A 12,376-nucleotide genomic window follows, 5' to 3' on the forward strand; every position below is an offset into this window, starting at 1 on the left:
AATCCGTCGTGCTCATACGGTTCATGAAATAACGGCCATTCAAACGGAATATTCACTATGGAGCCGAGATGTCGAAGACGAAATTTTACCTGTTATCCGTGAGCTTGGAATTGGATTTGTAGCCTACAGTCCTTTAGGAAGAGGTTTTTTAACAGGGCAAATTCAAGCATTTGAAGACTTGGCAGAAGATGATTATCGCCGTTTTTCTCCTCGCTTTCAAGGAGAAAACTTTACAAAAAATTTAGATCTTGTGAATCAAATTAAAGAATTAGCAAGAGAAAAAGACTGTCAGTCTTCACAGCTAGCACTTGCTTGGATTCTGTCTCAAGGTGATGATATTGTCCCGATTCCAGGAACCAAACGAATTCAATATCTAGAAGAAAATATCGGAGCTCTTAAAATTCAATTATCCAAAGAAGACCTTCGTCGTATTAATGAAGTAGCTCCAAAAGGTGTGGCAGCAGGAGAACGTTATCCGGATATGAGCAGCGTTAATTTGTAATGAGGTTTTTCATTTAAAATTATCCAATAATTAAAAATAACCTTAGGGTGATCTTTGCTATCCTAAGGTTATTTTTATGTTTCATACCCATCCAGTTAAGAATTTAGAATTACACCAAAACAAGGATTTTGTGCAAATTGCTCAATTTTATCGTTTTGGGGGTGTTTTTCTTTTTTAGATTGATAGGCATGCGGATTTACCCCTATTTGTATCGGAATTTGTTGCAATTTGTATTGTTATAATAACTAACACATAAATAGTAAATAATGTAATAAATAGTATACAATCTAATTGTAACAAATGAATTTGGTAAGGAGGGAACGCAATGAAACAGTATATCTTTACTTTTGATACGAATAGAAACAATCGAGACTTATTAATTAATGCCAATGGGATTTATGATGCGGTAGATCAAGTCAAAGAAATTAAAAAACAGGTAGAGTTTGAGAACAAGCATGATATAAAAATTAAATTTAAAGGAGTTAGGTATAAAAATATTTCTTAACTTCTTTAATATCCTTTTTTCCCTTCTCCTCTTCAGTAATAGGCCCGCAGCGTTCGTTTTCTTTCTTTTTAGCTTCCTCTAACGTTAATTATGGCAACTAACAGTCCCAAAGGGGCTGTTTTTTGTATTTTAGTTTATGAATAACAGTTTCCCCTTCCAGAAACTATATCAGTGTATAATATCCTTATTTTGCCGTTAGAGCCCTTTCCTTATGGAAAGGCTCCTTAGTCACTGTTACATGTCTTAGTTAATCTTTTCTTACAAGTGGTGAACAGCACTCCACATGCATTGTATTAGGTACAATAATCATTTTAGATTATCATAATGAATGTAATGAATTGAAGTGCGTACCGTGAAGAGATAGATATCAAATGTATATAAGCTCTTTTTCGTTTAATAGCCCATTTATTAATTTCTTAATTTTTTCCATTATTTTATCATCCTTTTCAGCTCGATTCCCCTCCTTATTGAATACCATTAATTTATCATAGGAGAAATGAATATAAACATCTTTACCAATCTCATCCCAGCAGCTTTGTGTTCTAATATTTACATTTCCCATATTCGTTTTCACGCGATAAATGGTTTCTCCTCCCAACTGCTCTTGTGTGAGGATTTTCCCTGGAATCATTACATCGTTATCTATACCATTCATTTTTGCAATGCCAATTTCTTCGGGGCGTATACCTAAATACATATCATCGAATTCAATGATATTTGTTGGTGGTGAGCCGATAAATTGCGCAACAAATAAATTTGCGGGATTCGTATAGATTTCTTTTGGCGTACCTTGCTGCATGATTTCTCCTTGATTCATAATAATGATATATGAGCCCATTGACATTGCTTCTACTTGATCATGCGTAACATATAAAAATGTTGTTTTCAACTGTTTATGCAGTTCAATCAACTCTTGTCTCATTTGATTTCTTAGTTTAGCATCCAAATTAGAGAGCGGTTCATCCATTAAAAAAGCATGGGGGCGTTTAACAATGGCCCGTGCAAGGGCCACGCGTTGACGCTGTCCACCTGATAATTGAGCTGGACGTTTATTCGCGTGATCTGTAAGCTCTACCATCTTTAAAACATTTGAAAGTATTTCTTCACGTTCTTGTTTAGGTACTTTTTTTATTTTTAGCCCATATTCTATATTTTTGTAAACGGTCATATGGGGGTATAGTGCATAGTTTTGAAAGACCATTGCGATGTTTCTATCTTTTGGTTCTTCATATGTGACATCCTCTTCATTAATAAGTAAATTACCACTTGTTGGTTCTTCGAGCCCCGCAATAATTCTTAATAATGTTGACTTTCCGCATCCAGAAGGACCAAGCAGAATTGTAAAGGAGCCTTCTTGAATTTCCAGATCAATACCTTTCAATATTTCATTAGAACTAAAGGCTTTTTTAATATTATTAATAGTAATTTTCCCCATTTTTCCAACTCCTATGGTAGTCTTAAAGAGTATTCAGTTGTTATTTAATTCCAAATCGTACAAAAGAATCCACCACTTGTCTCTGTAAAACAAGATACATAATTAAGATAGGTAGACAAGAAATAGTGGTGGCTGCCATTAATGAACCCCACATATTAACATCTGAACTTACAAATGATCGCAATCCGATTTGTATTGGAGCATTTTCTATCTGCTTCGTTATCAGCATTGGCCATAAATATTCATTCCACCCGGTGATAAACAATAGGATGCCAAGAGAGGAAACAGTTGCCTTAATATTCGGCAATACTACTTTAAGTAAAATACCGAAGTCACTTTCACCATCAAGTCTTGCTGCCTCGATTAGGGCAACAGGAAATGCTTTAAAACTTTGATGAAGTGATAAGATAGCAAAGGTCGATACGCCATAAGGTAATACTACACCCAATAATTGTTCATTTAGGCCCATTTGATTAATAAGAATATAGTTTGGAATCATAATTGCCTGAAAAGGAATTAACCATGTTAAACTAAACAAAGTGTAAATGAACATTTTCCCTTTAAATTGCCAACGAACAAGTGCATAACCTGCTAAAACACTGGTGATAAGCTGTAATACCATTTGAAGTGTTGCGATTGCAAATGAATTAAACATCATTCTGCCAAGCGGTAATTCAGAAAAAGCATACCTATAATTTTCAAACGTAGGCATTAGCGGAATGAATGAAGCAGTAAAAATCTCTGATTCATTCTTAAACGATGAAATTACCATCCAATACAATGGGAAAATTGAAATACAACAAATGATAATCAATAAACTATGCTGAACCACAGGCAGTGCTCTTTTTTTTCTCCTAATCATGTTTGTCCCCCCAATCTTAATTATCATAAAATGCAAATTTTCTTGAAAAATAGTTAAGTATTAATGCGATAATAGAGAAAATAATGAAGAACAATAGTGCCGCTGCCGAGCTCAGACCCACATTCAGGTTAGAAAAACCATATTTGTACATTTCATAGTAAATGTTAGTTGATGTACCAAAAGGTCCTCCAGTCGTTAAAATATCAATATAAGCAAATGTCCATTGACTTGAGAATAGAATACTCATTGTAATCATAAAAATAATAGTTGGTGATAGTAGTGGTAATGTAATGTCTTTAAAACGTTTAAATCTACTTGCACCATCTAAAGAAGCTGCTTCATAATAGTCTCTATTTATACCCGTTAATGCAGCAGAAAACATAATAGTGCTAAAACCAACTATTTGCCATCCCGTTATGAATAATATGATCCATTTAGCAAAACGCGGATCAGAAAAGTATGCAATATTCTGGTCAATTAACCCCATCTTCATCAACAGTATATTTACTAAACCATTCGCTGGATGGAATAGCCATCTCCAAATAGCACTAACAGTAACTGGCGCTAAAATCATTGGTATAAAAAAGATAGCACGGTACACATTTTTTATTTTCCCTTTCATATCATTTGTTACAACAGCCAGAAACAATGGAATGATAACGGAAAAGGGAAGCAAACCTACAGTATAAAAAATTGTGTTTCCGATAGATGTAACGAAGTCCTTATTATTTACTAAACGAACGAAGTTTTCTAATCCTACAGGTTTAGGAGTAGTTCCTGGAATCATACCCCATTTTTGAAAGGCTAACATGAAAGTTAAAATTAACGGCTTATACATCCAGATGCCGAGTAACAAAAAAGCTGGTAATACATACAAATATGGTTTCAACGAATTTCTTTTCTTACGTTTATTCGATTCGCTTTTTCCCAAAATGGGGGTTTCGCTGGACAATGGCGAGTTATAGTTATTTTCAATTGATCTACTCATACCGTTTCCTTTCTTGTAAAATGTGCCTTTAAAAGTTATTATTTTTTAAAGGCACATTTTGTTTATTTAGCTAAGCTACATAGTGATTAAACTTATTTAATCATTTCGTTTATCTGATTTTGGGCTTCAGTTAATGTCTCTTCGACATCTGCATCTGTTGTTACTGACTTAACAACGGCATCCGTAAAGATAGTTGTAGCTTCTGTTGCATAGTCTCCTGGCCAAATAGCTACCGGGTGAATTTGTGATAATTGCTGAAGGTTTATTCTATATAACGGATTTTTATCAATAAACTCTTTCAAGTATTTAGGATCATCTGCTAATCCTGTACGTAAAGGCAAATAACCTATTTCTGAAGTGATAATCTTATAACCTTCATTCCCAGTTGCAAACTTAATAAATTCCCAAACTGCAGCATTCTTTTCTGGCGTATCTGATCTTACCGCTAAAACACTGCCTGAGTTGACTGGTACTGATTGTGTATCACCAAATTGTGGAAATCCAGTACCATATACTTTCCATCCACCAGCTTGGGCTGCCTTAGCTATACCACTATACAAGGCCGTCGTTGAAACATACATCCCAAGGTTTCCAGCCATAAATTGTTCTGATAATTCTTTGTCACTACCTGCTGCATGTGCACCGTTTTTATATAAATCTTTCCACATTTCAATTGCTTCAACACTTTTTTTACTTGCAAATACTGCTTTCTTTCTATCTTTAGAAAGAACCTCGCCACCATTGCTTAAAATAACTCCATCTGTGATCCAACCGTTATTTGGCGCTAGACCAAAACCATCTTTTCCAGTTGCTTGTTTAATCTTCAAAGAATATTCTTTTACTTCATCCCATGTTTTAGGCGGGGTGTTTGGATCTAAACCAGCTTCTTCAAATAATTTTCCATTCATAAAAACGATTGGGGTACTAAATGTGAAGGCTAGCCCATACATCTTGCCATCAATTTTCCCTAATTCTAACGCATTAGGAGAAATTCCATTGAAATGCTTTTCCAATTCTTCTTTAGGGAATACATCCTCATACGCTTTCAGACCGAGGGTTTCTTTTGAACTGTCTAAGGTTGGAAATGTGTGTTGAATAACATCTACTTGTTTTCCTGCTGCTATATCTGCTTTGTATTGCTGCATGGTCTGGTCTGCTATTCCTTCAACAATAACGCCTTTTTCTTTCCCAACAGTGTCATTAAATTCTTGAATTAAATGCTCCATTCCCGCTTTCATTGTTGGATAAGCTAAACTATATGAATAAAAAGTAATTTTAGTTGGATTCTTTGGATCTAATTTTCCTAGCTCTGTATTACCTGAAGTTTCTGTAGATGATGTTGAACATGCGCTTAAAACTGAAAATATGAACATAGCAACAATAAATAGTGAAAAAAACTTTTTAGTAGATTTCATTTGTCTTATCCTTTCACTCAAAGTTTTTTTATTTAGGTTGAAGTTCTTGCAGCTCTTTTAAAGAAAAACTTAGTAGTGCTGTTATATCATCAGGGGATCTTACTGTTTGAACAGCAAGTCCGCTTTCATCCACAGTACATAGGCTGAAACCCGTACGATCATTCAATTGCATGGTGTCATTCGTTACATTTACACCAAAGGCCGATCCGTCTGCCGTGGATAACAGGATACCGCTAACATGGCTTAATTTATTTTGATGAGTATGTCCGCTTAACACAGCGATTACATCGGTACCATGAATGATGTCTAGAAGCTCCTTAGAATTTGTAAGCGCATGACCATCTTTCACTTCACCTGCTTCAAGTGGATGATGAACGACTACTAAGCTGCCATTTTCAGCTGGAGTTTTTAGTACATTGGTGAGCCAATCTAGCTGTTCTGAATCAACCATACCAATGCCGCTATGATCATGGCTTGAATCCAGGACAATTAATCTGTAGCCATTGATATTCGTTTCATAGAAAAGTTGATCTGTACAATTCGCTTTCCCTTCGTAACCTTCCCAATACGCAGCCGTAACATCATGATTACCAAGAGCTGTATAAACAGGGATGTCTTTTACATGATTCTCAATGATTTGTTTAAAGTATGCATAGTCGCTTGCGTTACCCTCATGTACCAAATCCCCACTGATTAAAATGAAATCCGGCTTTTGTGATAAAGATTTTACATGGCCTAAAATTTTGATTAAGTTATCAGAAGGATTACCATTTGGTCGATCCATCTTTTCTAACAGACTGCCTTTATAGTCTTGTAAAATATGTGTATCTGTAATATGGATAAAATTAAGTTTGTTCATATAAATACCTCCGGCTTGGTTATTATTCTAAAAAAATAGATGATTCAAAGAGCACTTATTCTAAACAAAAATCTTTAATGCTTTCCCGTATTTGTTCTGTTATGCCAAATTCCTCTACGAGATACGTTTCAAAATTACCGTAAGTACTTTCTATCGAATCGATTGATGCTTGCAGATACATTTCTTGTAATAAGAGCGCATCTTTAAATCTAGCTAGTTCCTGGTCTGAAACAAATTTAGCGGCTTCATCAAACATTTGGTTATGTAAATCCTTTAACGTATAATTTGATAACATAAAATCTTCTATTACCGTTTCATACGGTACGCCAAGTGTCATAAGGATGAGCATGGCACCGACACCTGTGCGATCACGTCCACCCGCACAATGATGAACAAGCGGCAAACTTTCTTCAGGTCTTTTGAGAAGTGTCATAAGCCTTTGATACGACACATTTTGAATAGGCATTTTCGTATATAAATTTAAGAACATTTCTTTCGTGAATGTCTTATAAAATTCACCTTGAACTATATCTTTTGAAGATGCATGTGCCGTTGTTTTATCGTCAATATTGACTGGAATCCGTTCGTTTTTCGCTTGTCCGATCGCCGGATCTGGCTTTCGCTCAGCCTCAGCATTGTCACGATAATCAAATACATACTTCAGATTTAATGTTTCTAAAAATCTATGATCCTCTTTAGTTAATCCTGTTAGCTCAGCTGCTCTGAATAGAATTCCTTTTTTCACTTTTCTTCCGTCTAATGTTTTTAAACTACCCATATCACGAAAATTGACAACACCTTTAAGAGGTAATAAACATTGCGGTATAGTTTCTTCTGTCATTTACATCACCGTTTCATCATTTAAAAATTTGTCTAATCCAGAAATCCCATTAAGCTCAATTACTTTAAAGTTCGTCTCCCCATCTTTAACTGTTACCCAGAGGATATGATCAATGGACCCTACCCCTTCACCATGCCAACACGCACCTGTTCTTCCCATTTGGATATAATCATGACCATTCCTTTTCATAACTTCCAGCTGATGAAGATGCCCAGCAAACATCGTGTATTTTCTGTTCTTCAACATATCCTCGAGGCGTTGATACTGAGAGTCATTCGTTTTCCATGAAGGCTTATGCATTAAAACAAAAGTCCAGTTTACATCTTCATTTTCTTTAAGTACATTTTCGAAAAAAGTAAGCTGCTCATTGCTGATATTTGGAAGATTTCCTTTTTCCAAGTTTTTTCTTGAGAATTGATTCATCATTTGATTAAAAAATTCTTGAGCATGCTCCTTCGATTTTTCAGGTTCACGCTTAACAGCTTCAGTTGTCTTTCGAAATTTTTCGAGAAAGCTGCCTGAGATTGCTTCTGGTGACTCTTCGGTATTAACGAACAAAAATAGTGCATCATGATAACGGAACGCATAGTGTTCAAAGCCTTTACGCTCACGCCAAACCTTTACCATCGTTTGATTACCATAATCATGATTCCCAACAACATGGAAAAAAGGCAGTTGGAGTCGTTTTAACAAATGATCAACATATTCCCATTCCTCATGTGCCTCTGCTTCATTATTCCAATAACCTTCGATTAAATCACCCACAGATAACACGAAATCTGGCTTTAATGCTTGAACGAGTTCCAGCCCCTTTTCAAACACACCCGGAGTTGTAATCCCGCAACGGTCACCGACAACAGCAAATGAAAAATCCCCTGTCTCCGTCGGCTTCAATTCGCCAAACCATGGACGCTTATCCGTAGTAAGCCTTTCATATTCGTAATACATTTCCACTTCTTTTTTTTGATCAATTGAAGTAAACATTCGCATTCTCCTTTTCAATAGGAATCATTCTATTGCCAGAATACAGGTAGCATGTTAATGTGATGTTAATGAAATGTTAATGTTTATCTTTAGAAAATTTTTATTTGTCTAAAAATTAGGTAATTATGTGAGTTTTTTATAAAATGTAATGAGAATTTATGTGTCAAATAGGTATAATGGTGAGTGCGGTTAAGCTTCTACAAAAAAAGGATCTAGCACTTATCGCTGTTTCTTTTTTGATAGATGTAGAGATATAGATTCATTGACTAAATTCCCTTCATCTATTTAACTTGTTATAAATGAAGGTTTATGCCGAGTTATAAAACTAACCAACTTTAAATTTTAATATAGTAGGGGCAGTATTCTTACAAGGTTTTTTACAAATTATTGCCGTTATAGCGAAAGGATTTTGAAAATGAACTCAACCTCAACCTCAATCTCTCTTATTGATACTGCTTATGTAGCAATTCGACAGAAAATTCTATCCTGTGAATATATGCCGGGAAGTCTGTTATCCATATATAAACTAGCAAAGGAGCTGGATATGAGCCGGACTCCCATTACCAACGCGATTGCTCGCTTAGAGTTAGAAGGATTTGTTGTGGCATTAAAAAATCGCGGGGTGATAGTAAGAGAAATTTCTTCCAAGGAAATCATTGATATGTTTGAAGTGATTTTTGCTCATCAGTTATATGTACTGGAATTTATCGAACATTTCGGTGATTACACATTCAATTTTACTGAGTTAAAAGAAATTTTGGATCAACAATTAAAGGAAAAAGAGCAAGGTAATTACTTCGAGTATGCCAAGCTTTCACTATCTTTTATTAGAAGCTTCATATCAGCTGCTAACAATAATGTAATGCTTCAAGTTATGGATGCTCATCGAGATAAAATTGTGATGAGTTCCGTTGCAAACTATAAACTTTATCCGAAACAAAGACGTTTCTCTGGTGCTCATTATAACAGTGAAATCTACGAGGCATTAACAATGGAGAATTATGGAAAAGTCAGACAGTTATTAAACGAATTTCGTCAAAAAACACGTGAACGAATCATGATGAATGGTTCATTTTAAGATCTAGCAGGTAGATATCAAGGCAAAGTAAAATAACCAAGTGCTTTTTCAAAAAAAGCCTTGGCTGCTTCTTCTGTTGGTTCTATACACCTAATCTTCTAAAAATGAGTCCATACTGTTCCTAGAATAAAGTTTCTGGTGTGAACATTTGTGGGAGATATAAAGAGGTGAGAAGTTTCCTAAGGAAATTTATTTTATGTCGAAAAGCCGAATAACTGATGAATGAGGTTCACTTAATTTCGGACAGATTTCTTTTAGAAACAACATCGTATGACCATAAAAAACTAAAAATCTAAGCCCATAGTGCGTTTAGTCCATAGGGGGCTGTGTCAAGGAATGAATTGATTTCTTGGCGCATTTCCCTTTCTGTTTACTCTTGAAAGGAATCTTCGTGATGAGAAGAAGCCAAGTACTGTAACCAATGTTGATAAAATTGAAAGAGATCTCGTACATAATCTTTCACAGTCGTCTCCGATAACTTTTCATTTTTATCTACGTGTTTCTGTCTATGTACAAAATAATAGATCATTTCTACATCCGTAAATCCTTCAAAGCGATGTTTATTATTTTCTTCATTCTCATACACAAGTGATCGCAATACAGGTAAATATTGATCATTTATCATTTCTTCTTTTACTTTGTCATCTTGGATCATGTGTAAAATATCCAATGTGGATAATGGTATTGATACAAGTGAAGATTCACTTGTATCTCTTTTTTTGTGAATCCCAATATCATCAACTCTATCCCATATGTTATGAATGAAATGGTACTCTTTGTATCAGGATTATATAACTGACACTATTATATATTGCATAGAAGTACCGGTACATCATAAGAGATACAAATAATCATTCCATTCTTTTAATCTTTGAATTACCACTGGATAAGCCAGATTTGTATCCACCGTAGTGACACGAGGTTGAGACACACAGGAAGAAGCTAAGGCCTTTCGGGTCGTTTAACTGAAGGGCTTTTGGTAGTCTACTACATACATTGACTCCCGATAATGTTGGATTATGTAAACCTGACATGTATATGGTATACATTTTTTCATTATGTCCTATTTTATTTGTTTGAAAATTTAAACAGATGGAGATGATGGTAAAGAAGGTAAAGAAGGTAAAGAAGGTAAAGAAGGTAAAGAAAAGTAGTCGTAGGGGTGAAATCTATGATAGTAACTAAGATCAGTTCCAAAGGGCAAGTAACCATACCTAAATTCATTCGAGAAGTTTTAGAATTGAATACAGGAGATTACATTACGTTTGATTTTGAAAATGGTACAATCTCTATTGAAAAAGTAAATATACAAGAATTGAGAAACATAGTAAATGAGGGGAAATGACATGAATCAAACTCCTCCGTTCCGAAGACCAAGAGCGCATCTATCTCAATTTACCACTTCCCAACTTCATTTACGAAATCCTTTAGTTGTTGCTTTTTTTGCTTTTTCGTATCCAGGTTTTGGACATCTGTTGCTACATCGTTACGCATCAGCTTTTATTCTCATCATGTGGGAAGCGTTTATTAATAACCTATCAAAGATTAATCTTGGTATCTTCTATTCCTTACTAGGAGATTTTGAAACAGCTAAACAAGTCCTTGATGAAAGATGGCTCATGTTATATGTAGCAATTTATATGTTTGGGATTTGGGATGGTTATCGATCAACTATAGATCACAATAAACTCTACTTATTAGCTGATTGGGAAGATGCTCCTATCCCTCCCATCAAGTATGGCTCTTGGGCTATCAACTATTTAGATAAGCGTAAACCATGGATTGCTTTAGTATGGTCAGTCCTTTTTCCTGGACTCGGGCACCTGTATGTTCAGAAGGTTATTGCTGGTTTTTTTATTTTTGGATATACAGTCATGATATTGTATCTCGGACATATTCCACAGGCAATTCAGTTTACAATGCTTGGGGATTTTGAGCAAGCTAAACTGGTTCTAGATATACAGTGGATGCTGTATCTCCCATCTATATACATATTTGTTCTATATGACTCCTATATTTCAGCTATCGAACAGAATAAATTATTTGAAAAAGAGTTATCTAAATATTTACGTCAGAACTATCAAAGTTCTAATTTTAAAATGCCTATTTAGCAAGGGGGGGAACAGATATGTTGGTGATTACAACGTTTGAGAATTCTACTTTCATTGAGCTTGCTATTAGTTCACTGGAACAAAAGGGAATTCCAAAAGAACAGATATTTGCAGCTCCCCTTGATAAAAGAACGGAACCGAGACAATTATTTGATACGATTCACCGAGCTGATGGATTTAGTATGTTTGATACAGCAGCAATATTAGGGACATGTTTCATGCTTTTGGGTGCAATTTATGGATATGTATTAAAATGGGGACCCATCATTTGGGGCACTATTGGAGCTGTTACAGGCTTACTTTTAGGGTTCTTGATTAAATTATGGACAGTTAAAAAGGGGAAAGGAGGAAACAAAAAAATATCGGCGGAAATCATACTTATGATACGGTGTGAAGATTATCAATGGGAAACGGTTGAAAAGATCTTGTGGGATTATAAAGCATTAGGGATGACTAGGATTAGAGATGATAAAAGAGGAAAAATAAAATGACTTTTATCTGGATTAGCTTAATCATTCTTAGCTTAATAGCTATTTTTGTACCGAAATACATATCTAGAATAGAAGTATACGCAACGTCAACGTGCTTTTTTGCTTTGGTTTTTGGAGCTCTTACCGATATAATTCTTGATTTGCACTGTGACCTGTATGGCTACTATGAGAAGAGATTCTAATTGATAACTTTATTAATCTTTTTATCATTTGAGCCAGAAGACCCCCGCTTCAAACGCGTAAGGGGCGTTAGCCCAGCGATAAGCGGGGGATGAATGGCTCCTCCGCAGGAGCATATTTCGCTT

14 protein-coding genes are annotated in these 12,376 nt (G+C 35.2%); 6 read left to right on the forward strand and 8 right to left on the reverse strand.

Annotated elements, in window-relative coordinates; all coding sequences use genetic code 11:
- On the forward strand, nt 1-502 hold a 502-nt coding region (locus AAHB12_RS30105), incomplete at its 5' end, for an aldo/keto reductase (RefSeq protein ID WP_342048763.1).
- Nucleotides 503-827: 325 nt separating this feature from the next.
- Nucleotides 828-1,007 (forward strand): hypothetical protein, encoded by a 180-nt coding sequence (locus AAHB12_RS30110; protein WP_342048764.1) that lies wholly within the window; start codon nt 828-830, stop codon nt 1,005-1,007.
- 367 nt (nt 1,008-1,374) lie between these two features.
- Here the strand turns inward: AAHB12_RS30110 and AAHB12_RS30115 are convergent, their stop codons facing one another.
- The 7 genes from AAHB12_RS30115 to AAHB12_RS30145 form a co-directional block, all read right to left on the reverse strand.
- Nucleotides 1,375-2,442 (reverse strand): ABC transporter ATP-binding protein, encoded by a 1,068-nt coding sequence (locus tag AAHB12_RS30115; RefSeq protein ID WP_342048765.1) that lies wholly within the window; start codon nt 2,440-2,442, stop codon nt 1,375-1,377.
- A gap of 40 nt (nt 2,443-2,482) precedes the next feature.
- The gene (locus tag AAHB12_RS30120; RefSeq protein ID WP_342048766.1) at nt 2,483-3,304 is read right to left on the reverse strand and encodes a carbohydrate ABC transporter permease; all 822 of its coding nucleotides are present in this window, start codon (nt 3,302-3,304) and stop codon (nt 2,483-2,485) included.
- Nucleotides 3,305-3,320: 16 nt separating this feature from the next.
- Nucleotides 3,321-4,292, reverse strand: coding sequence for a carbohydrate ABC transporter permease (locus AAHB12_RS30125; protein ID WP_342048767.1), 972 nt, complete (start codon nt 4,290-4,292; stop codon nt 3,321-3,323).
- Between the two features lie 92 nt (nt 4,293-4,384).
- Nucleotides 4,385-5,707 carry an ABC transporter substrate-binding protein gene (locus AAHB12_RS30130; RefSeq protein WP_342048768.1) on the reverse strand — a complete coding sequence of 441 codons (1,323 nt, stop codon included), beginning with the start codon at nt 5,705-5,707 and terminating at the stop codon, nt 4,385-4,387.
- 28 nt (nt 5,708-5,735) lie between these two features.
- Nucleotides 5,736-6,566, reverse strand: a complete 831-nt coding sequence (locus tag AAHB12_RS30135; RefSeq protein WP_342048769.1) for a metallophosphoesterase family protein — start codon at nt 6,564-6,566, stop codon at nt 5,736-5,738.
- 55 nt (nt 6,567-6,621) lie between these two features.
- A complete protein-coding gene (locus AAHB12_RS30140) occupies nt 6,622-7,407 on the reverse strand; it encodes a tyrosine-protein phosphatase (RefSeq protein WP_342048770.1) in 786 nt (261 codons plus the stop codon).
- Nucleotides 7,408-8,391 (reverse strand): metallophosphoesterase family protein, encoded by a 984-nt coding sequence (locus tag AAHB12_RS30145; protein ID WP_342048771.1) that lies wholly within the window; start codon nt 8,389-8,391, stop codon nt 7,408-7,410. It abuts the gene before it with no gap.
- A 415-nt stretch (nt 8,392-8,806) separates the two neighbouring features.
- Here AAHB12_RS30145 and AAHB12_RS30150 point away from each other — a divergent pair, with 415 nt between their 5' ends.
- Nucleotides 8,807-9,469 (forward strand): GntR family transcriptional regulator, encoded by a 663-nt coding sequence (locus tag AAHB12_RS30150; RefSeq protein ID WP_342048772.1) that lies wholly within the window; start codon nt 8,807-8,809, stop codon nt 9,467-9,469.
- A gap of 370 nt (nt 9,470-9,839) precedes the next feature.
- Here the strand turns inward: AAHB12_RS30150 and AAHB12_RS30155 are convergent, their stop codons facing one another.
- A complete protein-coding gene (locus tag AAHB12_RS30155; protein WP_342048773.1) occupies nt 9,840-10,124 on the reverse strand; it encodes a hypothetical protein in 285 nt (94 codons plus the stop codon).
- A 516-nt stretch (nt 10,125-10,640) separates the two neighbouring features.
- Between AAHB12_RS30155 and AAHB12_RS30165 the strand changes: the two genes are divergently transcribed.
- From AAHB12_RS30165 to AAHB12_RS30175, 3 genes are read left to right on the forward strand one after another with little or no spacing between them, the layout of a single operon-like run.
- Nucleotides 10,641-10,814 carry an AbrB/MazE/SpoVT family DNA-binding domain-containing protein gene (locus AAHB12_RS30165; protein ID WP_129731716.1) on the forward strand — a complete coding sequence of 58 codons (174 nt, stop codon included), beginning with the start codon at nt 10,641-10,643 and terminating at the stop codon, nt 10,812-10,814.
- A 1-nt stretch (nt 10,815) separates the two neighbouring features.
- Complete coding sequence (locus AAHB12_RS30170; protein ID WP_342048774.1) at nt 10,816-11,580, forward strand: hypothetical protein; 765 nt, start codon at nt 10,816-10,818, stop codon at nt 11,578-11,580.
- A gap of 17 nt (nt 11,581-11,597) precedes the next feature.
- Nucleotides 11,598-12,071 (forward strand): hypothetical protein, encoded by a 474-nt coding sequence (locus AAHB12_RS30175; RefSeq protein ID WP_342048775.1) that lies wholly within the window; start codon nt 11,598-11,600, stop codon nt 12,069-12,071.
- Nucleotides 12,072-12,376: the final 305 nt, after the last annotated feature.

The sequence above is a fragment of the Bacillus sp. OTU530 genome, assembly GCF_038440375.1.